Annotated in this window: 18 protein-coding genes; 8 read left to right on the top strand and 10 right to left on the bottom strand. The window is 64.1% G+C overall.

Features of this window, described 5'->3' with window-relative positions:
- Window positions 1–31: 31 nt before the first annotated feature.
- The 4 genes from CK228_RS11055 to CK228_RS11040 are packed head-to-tail and all read left to right on the top strand — an operon-like array spanning window position 32 to window position 3,766.
- A complete protein-coding gene (locus CK228_RS11055) occupies window positions 32–916 on the top strand; it encodes a sugar ABC transporter permease (RefSeq protein WP_095787875.1) in 885 nt (294 codons plus the stop codon).
- A 7-nt stretch (window positions 917–923) separates the two neighbouring features.
- On the top strand, window positions 924–1,838 hold the full coding sequence (locus tag CK228_RS11050; RefSeq protein WP_095772370.1) for an ABC transporter permease subunit: 915 nt from the start codon (window positions 924–926) through the stop codon (window positions 1,836–1,838).
- A gap of 10 nt (window positions 1,839–1,848) precedes the next feature.
- The gene (locus CK228_RS11045; protein WP_095787874.1) at window positions 1,849–2,949 is read left to right on the top strand and encodes a sn-glycerol-3-phosphate import ATP-binding protein UgpC; all 1,101 of its coding nucleotides are present in this window, start codon (window positions 1,849–1,851) and stop codon (window positions 2,947–2,949) included.
- 7 nt (window positions 2,950–2,956) lie between these two features.
- Window positions 2,957–3,766, top strand: coding sequence for a phosphodiesterase (locus CK228_RS11040; RefSeq protein ID WP_095788038.1), 810 nt, complete (start codon window positions 2,957–2,959; stop codon window positions 3,764–3,766).
- Between the two features lie 125 nt (window positions 3,767–3,891).
- Here the strand turns inward: CK228_RS11040 and CK228_RS11035 are convergent, their stop codons facing one another.
- From CK228_RS11035 to CK228_RS11025, 3 genes are all read right to left on the bottom strand, one after another.
- Complete coding sequence (locus CK228_RS11035; protein ID WP_095787873.1) at window positions 3,892–4,974, bottom strand: ABC transporter ATP-binding protein; 1,083 nt, start codon at window positions 4,972–4,974, stop codon at window positions 3,892–3,894.
- Window positions 4,971–6,551, bottom strand: a complete 1,581-nt coding sequence (locus CK228_RS11030; protein WP_179295877.1) for an iron ABC transporter permease — start codon at window positions 6,549–6,551, stop codon at window positions 4,971–4,973. The genes CK228_RS11035 and CK228_RS11030 overlap by 4 nt, the downstream gene beginning before the upstream one ends.
- Window positions 6,552–6,726: 175 nt before the next feature.
- On the bottom strand, window positions 6,727–7,734 hold the full coding sequence (locus CK228_RS11025; protein ID WP_095788037.1) for an iron ABC transporter substrate-binding protein: 1,008 nt from the start codon (window positions 7,732–7,734) through the stop codon (window positions 6,727–6,729).
- 318 nt (window positions 7,735–8,052) lie between these two features.
- Here CK228_RS11025 and CK228_RS11020 point away from each other — a divergent pair, with 318 nt between their 5' ends.
- The 3 genes from CK228_RS11020 to CK228_RS11010 all read left to right on the top strand — a co-directional run bounded on the left by CK228_RS11020 (window position 8,053) and on the right by CK228_RS11010 (window position 11,369).
- A complete protein-coding gene (locus CK228_RS11020) occupies window positions 8,053–8,604 on the top strand; it encodes a sigma-70 family RNA polymerase sigma factor (RefSeq protein ID WP_095787871.1) in 552 nt (183 codons plus the stop codon).
- A gap of 1 nt (window position 8,605) precedes the next feature.
- Complete coding sequence (locus CK228_RS11015; protein ID WP_095787870.1) at window positions 8,606–9,244, top strand: NrsF family protein; 639 nt, start codon at window positions 8,606–8,608, stop codon at window positions 9,242–9,244.
- 163 nt (window positions 9,245–9,407) lie between these two features.
- Window positions 9,408–11,369, top strand: coding sequence for a PAS domain S-box protein (locus CK228_RS11010; RefSeq protein ID WP_245438009.1), 1,962 nt, complete (start codon window positions 9,408–9,410; stop codon window positions 11,367–11,369).
- A 96-nt stretch (window positions 11,370–11,465) separates the two neighbouring features.
- On the opposite strand, the gene CK228_RS11005 is transcribed toward CK228_RS11010, so the two are convergent.
- The 7 genes from CK228_RS11005 to CK228_RS10975 all read right to left on the bottom strand — a co-directional run bounded on the left by CK228_RS11005 (window position 11,466) and on the right by CK228_RS10975 (window position 17,025).
- Complete coding sequence (locus CK228_RS11005) at window positions 11,466–12,344, bottom strand: 3-hydroxybutyryl-CoA dehydrogenase (RefSeq protein ID WP_015315562.1); 879 nt, start codon at window positions 12,342–12,344, stop codon at window positions 11,466–11,468.
- A gap of 116 nt (window positions 12,345–12,460) precedes the next feature.
- On the bottom strand, window positions 12,461–13,390 hold the full coding sequence (locus CK228_RS11000; protein ID WP_095787868.1) for an electron transfer flavoprotein subunit alpha/FixB family protein: 930 nt from the start codon (window positions 13,388–13,390) through the stop codon (window positions 12,461–12,463).
- A 158-nt stretch (window positions 13,391–13,548) separates the two neighbouring features.
- Window positions 13,549–14,298 (bottom strand): electron transfer flavoprotein subunit beta/FixA family protein, encoded by a 750-nt coding sequence (locus CK228_RS10995; protein ID WP_095787867.1) that lies wholly within the window; start codon window positions 14,296–14,298, stop codon window positions 13,549–13,551.
- 203 nt (window positions 14,299–14,501) lie between these two features.
- Window positions 14,502–15,302 carry a rhomboid family intramembrane serine protease gene (locus tag CK228_RS10990; protein ID WP_095772285.1) on the bottom strand — a complete coding sequence of 267 codons (801 nt, stop codon included), beginning with the start codon at window positions 15,300–15,302 and terminating at the stop codon, window positions 14,502–14,504.
- 39 nt (window positions 15,303–15,341) lie between these two features.
- Window positions 15,342–15,923 (bottom strand): cob(I)yrinic acid a,c-diamide adenosyltransferase, encoded by a 582-nt coding sequence (locus tag CK228_RS10985; RefSeq protein WP_095772286.1) that lies wholly within the window; start codon window positions 15,921–15,923, stop codon window positions 15,342–15,344.
- Between the two features lie 18 nt (window positions 15,924–15,941).
- Window positions 15,942–16,133 carry a twin transmembrane helix small protein gene (locus CK228_RS10980; RefSeq protein ID WP_095772287.1) on the bottom strand — a complete coding sequence of 64 codons (192 nt, stop codon included), beginning with the start codon at window positions 16,131–16,133 and terminating at the stop codon, window positions 15,942–15,944.
- 25 nt (window positions 16,134–16,158) lie between these two features.
- Window positions 16,159–17,025, bottom strand: coding sequence for an SDR family oxidoreductase (locus CK228_RS10975; RefSeq protein ID WP_095787866.1), 867 nt, complete (start codon window positions 17,023–17,025; stop codon window positions 16,159–16,161).
- Window positions 17,026–17,083: 58 nt separating this feature from the next.
- Between CK228_RS10975 and CK228_RS10970 the strand changes: the two genes are divergently transcribed.
- Window positions 17,084–17,935 carry a YihY/virulence factor BrkB family protein gene (locus tag CK228_RS10970; RefSeq protein WP_027047430.1) on the top strand — a complete coding sequence of 284 codons (852 nt, stop codon included), beginning with the start codon at window positions 17,084–17,086 and terminating at the stop codon, window positions 17,933–17,935.
- Window positions 17,936–18,015: the final 80 nt, after the last annotated feature.

The raw sequence follows: 18,015 nt of genomic DNA, 5'->3' as shown, positions 1-18,015 counted from the left end.
GGGCTGACGGTTCAACGGCATCGGCGGATCGATGGAAAAACGCGTCACTTTCGGCAAATGGACGATCGGCATCCTTTTCGCGGTGCCGCAGCTCCTCCTGATCTTCACGTTCTTCTACTGGCCGGCCGGCCAGGCCGTGTACTGGTCGCTGACGCTGCAACAGCCCTGGGGCGGCGGCAACATCTGGGTCGGGCTCGACAATTTCCGCTCGATCCTGTCCAACGCCGACTACTGGAACTCGATCACCGCCAGCCTTGTCTTCGCCGGCATCAGTACCGGTCTCGCAATGTTCATCGCGCTTGTGCTCGCCGCCTTGACCGACCGGCAGCTGGCCGGCTCGCGTCTCTATCGCGTGGTGCTGATCTGGCCCTACGGCATCGCCGCGCCCGCGCTGGCGATGGCGTTCCGCTTCATCCTGGCGCCGGAGGCTGGCTTCATGGCCGTGGTCAACCGGGTCTGGCCCGGCTTCTGGGATCCCGGCCTCGACGGCGCCGACGCCATGGCCTCGATCATCGTCGCCTTCTCGTGGAAATATGTCGGCTACAACTTCATCTTCTTCCTGGCGGCGTTCCAGGCCATCCCGCGTTCGCTGATCGAGGCCGCGGCGATGGACGGTTCCGGTGTCATCAGGCGTTTCTGGGACGTGCAGTTTCCGCTGATCACGCCGACCATCTTCTTCCTGCTGGTCATCAACATCACCGAGAGTTTTCAGGACTCCTTCGGCATCGTCGACATCATGACCGCTGGCGGTCCGGCGAATGCGACCAATCTGATGGTCTACAAGATTTATTCCGACGGCTTCAAAGGCCTCGATTATTCAGGCGCCGCCGCGCAGAGCATCATACTCATGCTGCTCATCATCGTGCTCACCATCTTCCAGTTCCGCTTCATCGAGCGGCGCGTGCACTACAGGTGAGATGGATATGGTCGAGCGCACCCCGTTCCTCAATTTCTTCACGCATCTGATCCTGTTCATCGGCTTCATCTTTTGCATTGCGCCGTTCGTGGTCGTGGTGATCGCGGCGTCGCACAACCTCAAGGATGTCAACGATGTGCCGATGTCGCTGCTGCCGGGCAGCGACTTCTGGGTCAACATCAAGACCGCCTGGACGACCGCCGATCTCGGTCCCAAGCTGCTCAACAGCTTCATCATGGCGACCGGCGTCGCCGCCGGCAAAGTGATCGTCTCGGCGCTCACTGCCTTCTCGATCGTCTACTTCCGCTATCCCGGCCGCATGCTGATCTTCTGGCTGATTTTCATCACACTGATGCTGCCGCTCGAAGTGCGCATCGTGCCGACCTACGCCGTGGTCGCCAACGTGCTCGAGCCGTACCAGGCGATCCTGGACCTGACCGGCATTTCCTGGCTGATCGAAAAAGTCTCGGGCGTGCAGGTCCAGCTCAGCCTCGGACTGCTCAATTCCTACAGCGGCCTGATACTGCCGCTGGTTGCCACCGCGACCGGCACCTTCCTCTACCGGCAGTTCTTCCTGACCGTACCGGACGAACTGACCGAGGCCGCGCGCATGGACGGCGCCGGCGCGCTGCGCTTCTTCATCGATATCTTGCTGCCGCTGTCGCGCAACAACATGGCGGCGCTCGGCACCATCATGTTCCTGTGGGCCTGGAACCAGTATCTGTGGCCGCTGCTCATCACCACCGACCAGTCGCATGCGATGGCGGTGACCGAGCTCAAACAGCTGATCCCCAATGTCGGCGGCATTCCGGAATGGCACATCGCCATGGCCGGGACGCTGATCGTCATGCTGCCGCCGCTGATCGTCGTGGTGCTGATGCAGCGCTGGTTCGTGCGCGGCCTGATCGCCACCGAGAAATAAGGAGACAAAAATGGCCTCCATCACAATACGCGGCGTCAAGAAGAACTACGCCAAGACGCAGGTCGTGCACGGCGTCGACCTCGACTTCGCCTCGGGCGAATTCGTCGTCATCCTGGGACCGTCCGGCTGCGGCAAGTCCACGCTGCTCAGGATGATCGCCGGGCTGGAGGAGATTTCCGCCGGCGAGATCGCGATCGACGGCACGGTGGTCAACAGGCTGGAACCGCGCGAGCGCGGCTGCGCGATGGTGTTCCAGAACTACGCGCTCTATCCGCACATGAGTGTTTCGCAGAACATCGGCTATTCGCTCAAGGTCGCCGGCGTTCCCTCGGCCGAGCGCCAGCAACGCATCCAGGCGGTCGCCCGCACGCTGGAGCTCGAACATCTGCTCGACCGCAAGCCGATGGCGCTTTCCGGCGGGCAGAGGCAGCGCGTCGCCATGGGCCGCGCCATGATCCGCGAGCCGAAGGTGTTCCTGTTCGACGAGCCGCTGTCCAATCTCGATGCCAAGCTGCGCGTGCAGATGCGCTCGGAAATCCGCAAGCTGCATCGCCGGCTGAACGCCACCTCCGTCTTCGTCACCCACGATCAGGTCGAGGCGATGACGCTGGCCGACCGGTTGGTGGTGATGAATGGCGGACGCGTCGAGCAGGTCGGCACGCCGGGTGAAATCTATACCCGTCCGGCCAGCCGCTTCGTCGCCAGCTTCGTCGGCGCGCCGGCCATGAACATTCTGGAAGGCACGGTCGAGCTCGACGGGCTGTCGCTGCTTGGCGGCAGCCGGCGCCTGGCCATGGCACGCACCGGCCTGCCGGTCGGCGCGAAGGTCGCGATGGGCATCCGGCCGGAGGCCGTCCGGCTGGTGGCGCCCGGCACGGCCGGCGCGCTCAACGCCACCGTCGATCTGGTCGAGGAACTGGGGGCGGGGCGGGTCATCTATGTCGATCTCGACGGCGCACCGTTTTCGGTGATGACGTCGGAGGCGGTCCATCCCGAGCCCGGCAGCCAGGTCGGCCTGAAGATTTCGACTGAAGACATGCATTTCTTCTCGTCGGAGACGGGAGCCCGCCTCGATGTCTTCAAGGCGTCCGTAGCCGAGCCGGCGCTCTGAAAGCGTGATGAAAATCATCCAGGTCACCGATGTGCATCTTGGCCGGCAAGGCGAGCGCCGCTATGGCGCGGACCTGCATCAAAGGCTGGCGTTCTGCATCGCGCATATCAATGCGCATCACGCCGACGCCGCCCTTTGCGTCTTCACCGGCGACCTGACCGAGAGCGGCGCGCCGGAGAGTTACGCGGATCTGCGGGCTGCCCTGAACACGCTGTCGGTGCCGTACAGGCTGCTGCCCGGCAACCATGACCGGCGGGCCAATCTCATCGCGGCGTTCCCGGAAAATCCGGTCGACGAGAATGGCTTCGTGCAGTCGGTCCATGACACCGGCAACGAAGTGCTGCTGTTCCTCGACTGCCTGGCGGAAGGGCGCATCGGAGGCGAATTGTGCGACAAGCGGCTTGCCTGGCTCGAAGCCCGCCTGAACCGATCAGCCGGCAGGCCCGCCTACATCTTCCTGCACCATCCGCCGGTCGCGCTCGGCCTGCCGCAGCTCGATCCGCTGGCGCTCGAGCAGCCCGAGCGGTTGCTCGGCCTGCTGAAGCGCCATGGCGATGTCCGCCACATCTTCTTCGGTCATGTCCATCGCGACATCGCCGGCACCGTCGCCGGAATTCCGTTCTCGGCGCAGCGCGGCCTGCACGCAAGGTTCGAACTTGCGCTTGACCGGTCGAGCGAAATTGTCGAGCAGGCGCCGCCCGCCTACGCCGTCATCCTTGTCGACAGCGCCAACGAGAGGGTTGTCGTGCATGGCTGTGATTTTCTCGAGCGCTGGCCGATCTATTCAGCCGAAACCGGCGAACGCATCACGGCATGAACCGCGCGCCGGGCTTCGGTCGCCTAATGCATGTCGCCCAAAAGTGACCTCGGTTTTGGGAGAACGACATGCATAAAGCAGAGACCTAAAGCGCGTCGCATGAATCCATTTCAACGCGACGCGCTTTAGACGAACACATGCGCCTTTCCCGACACGGTGAGCCGGACGATCTCACCGACCGTCGGTGCGTCCATGCCGGATTTGCGCAGGATCAGCGGCGTGTTGCCGATGGCGGCGGCGTCCGGGGGATCGGCATTGTTCAGGAGCCGCACCGCGATCATGCATGTCGAGCCGGCGAATTCCGATTCCGTCACTTCGCCGAACAGCATGTCTGGGGTGCCCGACATGCCTTCGCGCGACGTGCGTTTCAGCCCGATCTGCTCCGGCCGCAGCATGATGCGGGCGACATCGCGGCTGTCATTGGTATCGACGGCGATGCGGCCGAGCGGCGAGTTGGCGAAGCCGCCCGAAATGCTCGCCGGCAGGATGATGGCGTCGCCGAGGAATTCGGCGATCATCCTGTCCTTCGGCTTGAGGTAGAGATCGCGAGGCGTGCCGACCTGCGAGAATTTTCCATCGCGCATCACCGCCACCTGGGCAGCGAAGGACAGTGCTTCGGCCTGGTCGTGGGTCACCAGGATGGTGGTGATGCCGGCCGCCTCCAGAAGTTCGGCCACGGCCTTGCGCATCGAGGCGCGCAAGCCGGTGTCGAGCGCCGAGAACGGCTCGTCGAGCAGCATCAGCCGCGGCTTCATCGCCATGGCGCGGGCGAGCGCCACGCGCTGCTGCTGGCCGCCGGAAAGCTCGTGCGGGCGGCGCTTGAGGATCGCCTTGTCGAGCCCGACGATGTAGGCCAACTCGACGATGCGCTCGGCGCGTTTGTCATCGCCGCGGCCCATGCCGAAACCGATATTGTCGCCGATGGTCAGATGCGGGAACAGGGCGCCGTCCTGCGCCACCACGCCGATGCCGCGGCGATGCGCCGGGACGGCGGCGCCGCCATTGGCCAGCACCTCGCCACCGAGCACGATGCGGCCCTGGTCCGGTGCCTCGAAGCCGGCGATCAGCCGCAGCAAAGTGGTCTTGCCGCAGCCGGAGGGGCCGACGATCGCGGTGCGGCTGCCACTGGCGACATCGAGGTCGACACCGGCCAATGCGGCGACCGGGCCGTAATGCTTGTGCAAACCGCGGATTTCGAGAAAGCTCATCGTCCGGCCATCCGTTTCGACTGGACATAGAGCAGCCAGGTCAGGGGCAGCGACATCGCCACCATGATGAAGGCGTAGGGGGCCGCCGAGGCGTAGTCGATCTCGCTGCTGTAGGACCAGAATGCCATCGCCAGCGTGCGGGTGCCGTTCGGTGCCAGCATCTGGGTCGCGGTCAGTTCGTTCATGATGCCGAGCGCCACCAGCGCCATGCCGGCCGCGGCACCAGGGGCCGACAGGCGGATGGTCGTCGACCACAGCGCGTTGAGCGGACGCCTGCCGAGGCTGGACGCGGCGCGCTCGAGCTCGACCGGCGCCTGGGCGATCGAGGCGCGCAGGCTGACCAGGGCGCGCGGCAGGAACATGAGGGCATAGGCGACCAGGATGGTGAACAGGGTCTGATAGAGCGGAAGCGCAATGCTCACGGTGATGGTGACCAGCGCCAGCGCAATGACGACACCCGGTAGCGATCCGACGATGTAGTTGCAACCTTCCAGCAGGCGCTGCAGCGGCCCTGGGGCGCGGATCGAGATCCAGGCCATCGGCATGGCGGCGACAGTGGCAAGCAGTGCCCCGGCAAGCGACAGGAACAGCGTCTGGCCGAGCGCCAGGCCAATCTCGTCGAGACGCCAGACCTCGGCGCCGCCGGCGATGAGCCAGCGGCCGATGGTCACGAACGGCACGCCGAGCGCCAGCAGCGTGGTGGCGACCAGCAAGAGCAGGCTCGGCATGGTGGCGCGGCCGAGGTTCGTGCGCTGCTGGGAACGCGCCGCGCCGGCGCCGACACGGGCATAACGCTCCTCGCCGCGCACCAGCACTTCGAGGCCCAGAAGCACGAAGCAGCAGGTCACCAGCACGCCTGCCAGCATGTTGGCGGCCGGTCCGTTGAAGGTCGATTGAAACTGGTCGACGATCGCCGTGGTGAAGGTGTCGAAGCGGATGAAGACATAGAGGCCGTATTCGGCCAGCAGATGCAGTCCGACCAGCAGCGAGCCGCCGCAGATGGCAAGCCTGAGTTGCGGCATCACGACACGCCAGAAGACGCGCGATGGCCCAAGGCCAAGGGCGGCTGCCGCGTCCTCCAGGGCCGGATCGAGACGGCGCAGCGCTGCCGATATGGGCAGATAGAGGAAGGGAAAATAGGCGATCACGGACACCAGCACGCCGGCCCACAGGCCATGCAGGCCAGGCACCATGGTGATCCAGGCATAGGAGTGCACGAAAGCGGGGATAGCGAGCGGCGCCACGCACAGCCAGGCCCACAGCCTGGCGCCGGGCAGGTCGCTGCGCTCGGTCAGCCAGGCCAGCGCGACAGACAGTATGATGGCGATCGGCACGGTCAGCAGCACCAGCAGCGTGGTGTTGACCAGCAGTTCCCCGACGCGCGGCCTGAAGACCAGCGCCGACACGGTCTCCCAGCCGGTCTGCACCGCGATCCAGACGATGAAGGCAAGCGGCAAAAGGGCGAACAGCGCGACGAAGACGGCGGCGGAGACAAGCCAGCGTGCCGCCCGCCGATGCGGCATTCGGCGCATCTTCGACGGCAAGCCGGCGCGCCCGAGATCTACGGCGGACTGCATCAGCTCGGACGCCCGACGGTTGCGGCGGCGTGCCGGCAATCGAGGGACCACGGTCGGAGGTCAGGAACGCAGCGTGTCGTCATCGACGAATGCCATCTCGAAAACAAAACGCTCCCGCGGAAGGTGGATTCCCGCGGGAGCACGGTCGGTTTGTCCTTATTAGGACGAACGGCAACTAAAGCAAGCCGGCTGCCGTCATCAGGTCGGTGACCTTCTTGGAGTTCAGCGTCGTGGCGTCGACTTTCGGTGCCTGCAGGTCGGCCAGCGGAACGAGCTTCGGGTTGGACTCGGCACCCTTGCCGACGGCGTATTCGAAGGAGTTTCCGTTCTTCAGCACATCCTGGCCGCCCTTGCCGGTCACCCATTTCAGGAAGGCCTGGGCTTCCTTCTGATGCTTGCTCGAGGCGAGCACGCCGCCGCCCGAGACCGAGACGAAGGCGCCTGGATCCTGGTTCTTGAAATAGTGCAGTGCGACGTTCTTGCTGTTCTCGCCGGTCTTGGCCTGATCGCCGAAGTAGTAATAGTGGTAGATCACCCCGCCTTCGATCTCGCCGGCGTTGACCGCCTTCATCACCGTGCTGTTGCCCTTATAGGCGGTGAAGTTCTCCTTCATCGCTTTCAGCCAGTCTGCCGTGGCGGCCTCGCCCTTGAGCTGCAGCAGCGCGCTGACGATGGCCTGGAAATCGGCGCCCGACGGCGAGGCCGCCCAGCGGCCCTTCCAGCTCGGATCGGCGAGGTCGAGCAGCGACTTGGGCAACTGCTCGGTCTTGAGCTTGGTCGTGTTGTAGGCAAAGACAGTGCTGCGCGCGGCCACGCCCACCCATTTGCCGCTGGCCGCCTGATAGTCCTGCGGCACCTGTGCCAGCGTGTCGGCACCGACGGGCGCGAACAGGCCGGCATTCTCGACCAGCACCATGGCGGGCGAATTCTCCGTCAGGAACACGTCGGCGGGCGAGGCGGCCCCTTCGGCGACGATCTGGTTGGAGAAATCGCTGTCGCCGCCATTGCGCAGCGTGACCTTGATGCCGGTCTCCTTGGTGAAACCTTCGGCCCATTCCTTGCCCAGGCTTTCGTGCTGGGCGTTGTAGACGATGATGCCGGCATCCTCGGCCCTCGCCGGGCCGGCGGCCAGGCCGATTGCAAGTGCGGTGGCGCCGACAAGGGCGGAAAGGGTGTATCTCATGGCGTCATCCTCGCTTTCGTTGGTCTTGGCACGCCGCACCTATCGATACATGACACGAATAGTCAACATTGTTGGCCTGCTTCAATCGGTCGCTGAGGCACAAAGAGCGGCGCGAGGCGGACAATTCCATGTGATGGCATCCCGGACCGACGGTTTCCGCAAGACGTACGAGCAAGGCCCATGAGGTCGTCCGGCCTGAGGCTGAGCCTCCAGGACCCGCAAACTTTCGTGATTTGCCCGCAGTTTGGCTTGGACATTATTTCGCCGGCCACGTAACAAATCAGTGCCGAGGCACGAAAATCGGGGGAGTGAACTCTTGTGAGCGGCAAGGACGAGGCCGAGCTTTCCCGGCTGTTGCGGGCCGCGATCGCCGGAGATGAAAAGGCCTATGCCGACTTTCTGCACCGGATTGCCGCGCTGGTGCGCGGCTTTGTCCGGCGCAAGATCGTGCAGGGCGGAGTCGATCCCGAGGATGTCGTGCAGGAAACCTTGCTGGCCATTCATGTGAAACGGCATACCTGGCGCCAGGACGCGCCGGTGCTGCCGTGGATCTATGCGATTGCCCGCTTCAAGCTGATCGATGCGTTCCGGCGGCGCGGTCGGCGCATCGAAATCGATGTCGACGATATTGCGGAGACCTTCGCCGAACCGGAAACCGAAACCGTCAGCGAGCGCGACATCAACAGGGCCCTGGACGGGCTGCCGCCGGGACAGCGTTCAGTGGTTTCGGCGGTATCCGTGGAAGGCCGCTCGATCGGCGAGACGGCAGCGAAGTTCGGCATCAGCGAGACGGCGGTGCGTGTGTCGTTGCATCGCGGGCTAGCCGCCATAGCCAAGCGATTCGGGCAGGGGCGATCCGGGCGGGAATGACATGAGGACCGAGGATCTCATCAAGGCGCTAGACGCCGATACAAGCAGCAAGGCGATGCCGCTGCGCTCGGCCTGGTGGCTGGCGGCTGGCGCGGCCATTGTCATCGCGGCAGTCGTTTTCCTGCTGACGATCGGCCCGCGCCCCGACTTCATGGTGGCCGCGCACACGATGCGCTTCCTGTCCAAATTCGTTTTCACCATCGTGCTTGCCGTCACCGCCTTCGGCCTGATCCGGGCGCTGTCGACACCTGGCGCCTCAACGGCCAGGGCCGTGGCCTGGATGGCCGCAGCCCCTCTGCTGGTGGCCGTGGCGGTGGTTCTGGAGCTCTTCATGGTGCCGGAGGCGTTGTGGGGCACCAGGATGATCGGCTCCAACATGATGATCTGCATGGGCTTCATCCCGCTGATCGGCATCGGCCCGCTGGCCATCTTCCTGTGGATGCTGCGCTATGGCGCGCCGACACGGCCGGTGCTTGCCGGCGCGGTGGCGGGGTTGCTCGCCGGCGGGCTGGCGGCGACCTTCTATGCCGCGCACTGTTTCGACGATTCGCCGCTTTTCGTCGCCACCTGGTACACGATCGCGATCGCCCTTCTCACCTTGCTCGGCGCGCTCGGCGGACGGTTTTTCGTGCGCTGGTAGCAGGATAGAAGCGACCACACCCCGTGCACACCGATCCTTAATCATGCCGGCGATTGTTTGCCGGTTGACCATATCGCGGTACCTCCACGCAACCTTTCCTTAAAATCGATCCTTCAGGGTTCTCTCGAGAAAAAAGCGATTGCCCACGGGGGTGGCACGGATCGTGAGACTGCGAGGACCGATCAGGCTCGACAAACATGCAACTCCGGCGTTGCTCGTGGCCGGCTTCGCCGTGGCCGCGGTCCTGGTCGTGCTGTCGAGGCTGGACCTTGGCGCGGAAGCGCTCAGACTTTGCCTTCAAATGTCGGTCGCGATGACAATCGGCGCGCTTTTCTTCGCCTGTCTTTTCATCGGCCGCATCTCGAAAGATCGGCGGCAGATCGCCGAGAGCGAGCAGCGCTTCCGCCAGGCGATGGAGGACTCGGCAATCGGCATCGCCGTCGTCGGCCTCGATGGGCGCATTGTGCAAACCAATCCGGCGTTCGCCTCGATGCTCGGCTACAGCCGCGAAGAGATCGAGGCGCTGACCTTCTTCCAGATCACGCACCCCGACGACCTGCATGTCGGGCGGGAGACCATGGAAGGCATCAAAGCTGGCACGGTCAACGCCTTCCAATTCGAGAAGCGCTACCTCAAGAAGGACGGTACAGCCGTCTGGGCGCATCTCGCCGGCTCCGTCATTCGAGAGGAGAAGAGCGGCCGCGCGCTCTATCTCGTTTCACAGATCGAGGACATCGACGCGCGCAAACAGGCCGAGGCGCGTATCGCCGAGGCCGAAACGCGCTGGAATTTCGCGCTTGCCGGCGCCGGCCAGGGCGTCTGGGATCTCGACATCCGCAAGGGCGGCACGACCTACTCCTCGACCTGGGTCAAGATGCTGGGTTATGCGGATGGCGAACTCGACGGCGACCCCGATCTTTGGCTGACGATGATCCATCCCGACGACCGCGAAACCGTCGCCGAGGCGGATCGCGCCCATCTAGACGGCCAGACAGAGTTCTTCGAGGCCGAGTTCAGGATGCGTCACAAGGACGGCCGCTGGATCTGGATCCTCGACCGCGGCAAGGCCATCGAGCGTGACGGGGACGGGCGTCTGATCCGGGCCATCGGCAGCCTGACCGACATCACCCGGCGCAAGGAGGCCGAGGAGCGTCTGACCGTATCGGCGGCAATGCTGGCCGACGAGAAAGAGCGGCTCCGGGTGACGCTGCAATCGATCGGCGATGCCGTCATCTGTACCAATGCGGCGAACCGCGTCACCTTCATGAATCCGGTTGCCGAGAAGCTGACCGGCGTCCCGACGGAGGCGGCTCTCGGCAAGACGCTCGGTCATGTCTATTGGGCGGTGGACGAGGAGACGGGACACAGGATCGGCGTGACACGGCCGGCGATCGGTGCGGAGACGCCCTCCGACCAGAACAGCCGCGCCGTGCTGGTCCGCCGCGACGACACACGCTGCAGTATCCGTCAGGTCGTGTCGCCGATCATGAACGAGCGCAACGAATTCTGCGGGCTGGTCATCGTTTTCCAGGATTTTACCGATGCACGCGCCCTGCAGCGGCAGCTTGCACACGCCGCCGCGCATGATGCGCTGACCGGCCTTGCCAATCGCTCGAGCTTCATCCGCACCATGGAGGAGCTGGTCGTTCAGGCCCGCAAGGATGCCGCCGGGGCTGGCAGCAGCCGCCATCAGTTCATGTTCATCGACCTCGACCATTTCAAGCTGGTCAACGACACCGGCGGTCACGCCGCCGGAGACGCCTTGCTGAAGCGGGTCGCACAGGCCGTGCGTGGCGTAGTCGGGCCCGAAGACCTCGTCGCGCGCCTGGGCGGCGACGAATTCGCGGTCATCCTGAAATCGGGCTCGACCGCCGGCGCCAGGGTCGCGGCGCGCTCCATCATCGATGCGATAGCGGGATTGAACTTCAGCTGGGATGACCGGCCGCATGCCATCGGCGCCAGCATCGGTGTTGCCGCAATCAACGCCAATTGCGGCGAAGCGGACGAGATCATCGCAAGGGCCGACGCCGCCTGCTATGCCGCCAAGGCGGCCGGCCGCGGGTGCGTCTGCGTGGCGCCCGACGACAAGTCGGAGCCGCAGGCGCCGCTTGCCGCGGCGTCGTGAACGGACGCGCTCTATCTCTTTGTTTTAACGCAATTCCCAAGCGAAAGCGCTTCGCGCTCTTCCCGGGAAACCGTTCACTCTTTTCGTGGAATTGGCCTAGCGCGTCGGAACGGGGTGCTCGCCGCGATAGTCGTAGAAACCGCGCCCGGTCTTGCGGCCGAGCCAGCCGGCTTCGACATATTTCACCAGCAGCGGGCAGGGGCGATACTTCGAATCCGACAGGCCGTCATGCAGCACCTGCATGATCGACAGGCAGGTGTCGAGGCCGATGAAATCGGCCAGCTGCAGCGGTCCCATCGGATGATTGGCGCCGAGCCGCATGGCGGTGTCGATGGCGTCGACGGAGCCGACACCCTCATAGAGCGTGTAGATCGCCTCGTTGATCATCGGCAGCAGGATGCGGTTGACGATGAAGGCCGGGAAATCCTCCGAGACCGTGATCGTCTTGTCGAGCTGCTTCACATAGGTCTTGGCGGCCTCGAAGGTCTGATCCTCGGTGGCGATGCCGCGCACCAGCTCGACCAGCTTCATCAGCGGCACCGGGTTCATGAAATGTATGCCGATGAAGCGCTCCGGCCGGTCGGTCTGCGCGGCGAGCCGCGTGATCGAGATCGACGAGGTGTTGGTCGCCAGTATGGCTTCGGGATTGAGCTGCGGACAGAGCTGCGCGTAGATCTTGCGCTTGACCGTCTCGTCCTCGGTCGCCGCCTCGATCACCAGATCGGCGCCGGCAAGATCGGCCATCGTCGGTGCGGAGGCAATGCGCGCCATCGCCTGGTTGCGCAGCTTCTCGTCGAGCTTGCCGGAGCCCACCTGGCGGGCCATGTTGCCGCTGATGGTGGCGATGCCCTTTTCAATGCGGTCGGGCGAAATATCGTAGATCAGCACCTTGTAGCCCGAAAGCGCGGAGACATGGGCGATACCCCCACCCATCTGGCCTGCGCCGATGATGCCGATCGTCTCGATCTTGCTCATTACACCGATCCCGTCCAAAGGCTTTTGCAGCCTGCTTTTTGTGCGGTGCAAACTAAAAGGGCGGGGCGACTTCGTCTACCCCACCCTAAGCATTTAATACGCTTTGCCAGAGAGCGTCAAAGCGCCTTCTGCAACTCCGGCAGAATGACGAAGAGATCGCCGACGAGGCCGTAGTCGGCAACCTGGAAGATCGGCGCCTCCTCGTCCTTGTTGATGGCGACGATGACCTTGGAATCCTTCATGCCGGCGAGATGCTGGATGGCGCCGGAGATGCCGACCGCGATGTAGAGGTCCGGAGCGACCACCTTGCCGGTCTGGCCGACCTGCCAGTCGTTCGGTGCGTAGCCGGCATCGACAGCGGCACGCGAGGCGCCGACCGCCGCACCGAGCTTGTCGGCGACCGGCAGGATGACCTCCTGGAACTTCTCCGACGAGCCGAGCGCGCGGCCGCCCGAGATGATGATCTTTGCCGAGGTCAGTTCCGGGCGGTCCGTCTCCGAGAGCTTGTTCTCGACGAAGGTGGACAGGCCGGGATTAGCTGCCGCCTTGACGGTCTCGACCGCGGCCGAGCCACCCTCGGGCGCCGCCTGGAAGGAGGCGGTGCGCACGGTGATGACCTTCTTGGCGTCTGTCGATTGCACGGTCTGGATGGCGTTGCCGGCATAGATCGGGCGCTTGAACGTGTCCGGCGAGACCACTTCGATGATCTCGGAGACCTGCGCGACATCGAGCAGGGCCGCGACGCGCGGCGCAACGTTCTTGCCCGACGAGGTCGCCGGCGCGATGATGGCGTCGTAACCGCCAGCAAGCGACACGACGAGGGCTGCCGTCGGTTCGGCGAGGCGCTCGGCGAGCTCGTCTGCTTCGGCAAGCAGCACCTTGCCGACGCCCTTGAGCTTGGCGGCAACGTCCGCCGCACCCTTGGCGCCCTTGCCGGCCACCAGCACATGCACGTCCGAGCCGATCTGCAGGGCCGCCGAAAGCGCCTTGGCGGTCTGGTCGGAAAGGCTGGCATTGTCGTGTTCAGCGATCAGAAGAATAGCCATTGATGATATTCCTGACTTTCGTTTTCGAGGCTCCCTGAAATCCGGTCAGGCCGAGTCGAAAACGGTTGGTTTCGAGAACCGGAGCGGAGCGTACTTTTGTACGTGAGCACCGGAAGCGGAGAAACCGGCCGTTTGCAGGCCGGCCTCATCGGATTTCCTTACAAAACGCCGGCTTCGTTCTTCAGCTTGTCGACCAGTTCGGCCACGCTCTTGACCTTAACGCCCGCCTTGCGGCCGCCCGGCTCCTCGGTCTTGATGACCTTCAGCCGCGGCTTGACGTCGGCGCCGTAGTCGGCCGGGGTCTTTTCGTCGAGCTGCTTCTTCTTGGCCTTCATGATGTTGGGCAGCGAGGCGTAGCGTGGCTGGTTGAGGCGCAGGTCGGCGGTGACGATCGCCGGCATCTTCAATTCCACCGTCTGCAGGCCGCCGTCGACTTCGCGCGTTACCTTGGCCTTGTCTCCGTCGAGCACAACCTTGGAGGCGAAAGTGCCTTGCGCCCAGCCGAGCAGGGCCGCCAGCATCTGGCCGGTCTGGTTGGAATCGTCGTCGATCGCCTGCTTGCCGAGAATGACGAGGCCGGGCTGTTCGGCCTCGACGACGCCCTTCAGCACCTTGGCGACGCCGAGCGGCTCGGTCTGCTCGTCGGTCTTGACCAGGATGGCGCGGTCGGCGCCCATGGCGAGCGCGGTGCGCAGGGTTTCCTGCGCCTGCTGGGGGCCGATCGAGACGACAATGATCTCCTCCGCCTTGCCGGCTTCCTTGAGCCGGATCGCCTCTTCCACCGCGATCTCATCGAACGGGTTCATCGCCATCTTGACGTTGGCGAGTTCCACCGCCGAACCGTCGGCCTTCACGCGAACCTTGACGTTCGCATCCACAACCCGCTTCACGGGCACAAGGATCTTCATTTGCCTGTCACCTCTTCACGCTAGTTGGGCGCGCTATAACAGCTTGCGCCCCTTCTGAGTTGTCGAAAGCCGACATTCCGGATGGAAATTCTGGTCTTTGCCCGTCTTGGACTGCTCCTTAACAGCCTTGGGGCTCGGACGGAGACGTTTCCGTAGTTGCGGCAACCCTTGCCGTCAATACGCCGAAAGCGGCTCAAATCGGTTCAGTTTGGGCCAGGGGGGGTTCCCCGGCCCCAGCGCGTCGTGGTGGCCTGCGGTTCAGGCGCCGCTGGTTCGGCAGCAACCGGCGGCTGGTCGAGCTTGGGAGCCACGGCATCCTCGTCCGCGCCGGCAAAAAGCGGCACGCCGCGGCTGCGCAGGACCAGCACCAGCACCGCGCCGGCGATGATGCCGCCAATATGGCAGGCCCAGGAAATCTGGTCCTCGCCGCCGGCGGCGAACATGAAGACCTGGAACAGCACCCACAGGATAAGCGGGATGAAGGCCGGAATGCGCAGCGGGATGCGGGCAAAGGCCAGGACCCAGACCTTAACCCTGGGATAGAGGATCAGATAGGCGACGACCACGCCGGCGATGGCGCCGGAGGCGCCGATCAGCGGCACCTGCGAATCCCAGGCGACAAGCCCCTGGAAGGCGGCGCCGGCGATGGCGCACAGGAGATAGAAGATCAGGTAGCGGATGTGGCCGAGCGCGTCCTCGACATTGTCGCCGAACACCCACAGGAACAGCATGTTGCCGCCAAGATGAAAGATGTCCGCATGCAGGAAGGAATAGGTAAGGTAGCTCAGGCTTTCCGGAATGATGATGAACCGAGGATCAAGCTCGGCCGTGTTGTGAACCACGGACGGAATAAAGCCGAGGCCAAGCACGGCGGCATTGGTGAAGTTCTCGCCGCCGAGTGCCGTGGCGCAATAGACCAGCGCGTTGACCACGATCAGGCCGATCGTCACATATTGCAGGCGGATGTGGCGCAGCCTGTTTGTGTCGTAAAGCGGGATGAACATGCGTGCCTGGTCCCCTCCCGCCTTTTCGATCCGTTCAGCTCAGCGGTTCTTGCCGGGAACCCATAGCACGTCGGCATTTCCATTGTCATTGACCGCCCGGGCGGCGACAAACAGGAAATCCGAGACGCGGTTGATGTATTTCAACCCCTCAGGGTTGACGTGCTCGCCCGGGTCTTGAGCCAGCGCCACCATCAGCCGTTCGGCCCGCCGCGCCACCGTGCGGGCCAGATGCAGCGCCGCCGCCGCCGGCGTGCCGCCGTTGAGCACGAAGGATTTGAGCGGCTGAAGATCCTTGTTGAGGAGGTCGATGTCCTTCTCGACGCGGTCGGTCTGCGCGGCAACGATACGCAGCGGCTCGTAGCCAAGCGGCTTGCCGTCATCGGGCACGGCGAGATCGGCGCCGAGGTCGAAGAGATCGTTCTGGATGCGCGACAGCATGGCATCGATCGCCGGGTGGTTCGCTGCGGTATGCACGCGCGCCATGCCGATGCAGGCATTGGCTTCGTCGACCGTGCCGTAGGCGTCCACCCGCAGGTCGGATTTCAGCCGCCGCTCACCAGTGCCGAGACCCGTCGTGCCGTCATCGCCGGTGCGGGTGTAGATCTTGTTGAGCTTGACCATGTCGCCTCCCGAACGGCCTCACTTGCGGGTGAAATACACGGCCAGCAGGATCAGCAACAGCGCCACGGCCTGCAGCATGACGCGCGCCTGCATCAGCTTGTTCGAGGTGACGCTCGAACCGCCACGCATCATGTTGACGAGGCCTCGGATCAGCACGATCGCCACGGCGGCCATGACCAGAATGGCGAGGATGTTGAAGACGGTTGCCATTGTTGCGTTTCCAGTTGTTTCGCGTTCAGGCGCGTTTGGCCATCAGGCGGTAGAGCATCGATGCCGGCAGGATGCGTTTGAGCGCCGCGCCGATTCTGGCCGGCACAGTTACCACATAGTGCGGACGCGGGCGCGGCGACAGAAGGGCATGACGCAGAACCTTGTGGACCACTTCCGGCCCGGGCTTCAGCGCCGATTGGCTGCCGCCGGCGCGCAGCCGCTCCAGCTGCGCGGCATAGTCCGCCCTGTGCACGGAATTGTCGATGTCGATGTTTTTCAGGAACCAGGGCAGGCCGTTGCTGGCGATTTTCGATTTCACCGGCCCCGGTTCGATCAGTGAAACATGGACGCCGCTGCCGACCAGTTCCTGGCGCTGGCAGAGCATCAGCGCCTCGAGCGCATGTTTGGATGCCGAATAGGCGCCGCGAAAGCGCACCGGCACCAGACCGAGGATCGACGAGCAATGGACGAGGCGGCCGTGACCCTGACGGCGCATCATCGGAACCAGGCGGCGGGTCAAGTCATGCCAGCCGAAGAAATTGACCTCGAATTGCTGCTTGAGCGCGGTCACCGACAGATCCTCGACCGCACCGGCCTGGGCGTAGGCGCCGTTGTTGAACAGGGCATCGAGCCGGCCGCCGGTGCGCTCGAGCACCGCCGTTACCAGGGCTGCAATGGAGTCCGGTTCGCTGTAATCGAGATAGAAAGCCTCGATGCCGTCGCTTTCGAGGGCGGCGATGTCCTCGGGTTTTCGGGCTGTTGCAAAGACCCGCCAGCCTTCCGCCTTGAGTGCCCGGGCGCAATATGCCCCTATGCCGGACGAGGCGCCGGTGATGATGATGGTGCGCAATTGCTGCGCCGTCGGACTCGTGGTTTCGCCAAGGGTTGCCATTTGCCGCATTCACTTCCCATATTCGCGGCGTCGAGACAATCGAAGGGAACGCGGGTTCTTGTTGCGGAATATAGTCGCCCTGCGCCGCGTGCTCTACGACGCGCTCGGCCATTTCAACACCGATGACGGCTGGGCGATGGCCAGCCATCTGGCGATTACCTCGCTGATGGCGCTGTTTCCGTTCCTGATCTTCGCCACGACGCTGGGCAGCTTCCTCGGCGCCCAGGCCTTTGCCGACACGGCCGTGCACCTGGTCTTCGACACCTGGCCCGATCAGATCGCCAAGCCGATCGCGCATGAGGTGCTGAACGTGCTGACCGTCCGGCGCACCGACCTGTTGACCTATGGCGTGCTGCTTGCCGCCTATTTTGCCTCGAACGGCATCGAGGCGCTACGCACTTCGCTCAACCGCGCCTATCGCGTCACCGAGACGCGCGGCATCATCTATCGCCGCGTGCAGAGCATCTTCTTCGTGCTGATCGCGACGGCCGGCTTCCTGGCGATCAGCGTGCTTCTGGTGTTCGCACCCCTGCTGGCGCGGCTGGCGGAGGCGCATTTCGAATGGATAAAGCCCTATACCGGCACGATCACGCTGTGGCGCTACGTCATTGCCTCGGCCGTCATCATCGGCGGGCTGTTTGCCGTGCACTACTGGCTGCCGGCCGGCAAGCGCCGCTTCGTCTCGCTGGTGCCGGGCATCGTCTTCACACTGGCCGCATGGCTCATCGGCTCGACGATGTTCGCCACCTATCTCGACCATTTCTCGTCCTATGTGACGACTTACGCCGGGTTGGCCTCGATCATGATCGCGGTGGTCTTCCTCTACATCGTCTCGGCGATCTTCATCCTCGGCGGCGAGCTCAATGCCGCGATCAGTCGCTATCTCGAGGCGCGTGCCCGGGTCGGATGAGGCGGCGCCGATGAGGAATTGGGGAATTGAAGAACTGGAGAATTGAAGAAAAAAGGGGCCATATCTGGCGCCGTGTGCTT

It is taken from the genome of Mesorhizobium sp. WSM4312 (assembly GCF_002294875.1).
Lineage (GTDB): Bacteria > Pseudomonadota > Alphaproteobacteria > Rhizobiales > Rhizobiaceae > Mesorhizobium.
Note: the sequence above shows the minus strand (reverse complement) of the source record. Positions and strands in the feature narration are given on the sequence as shown.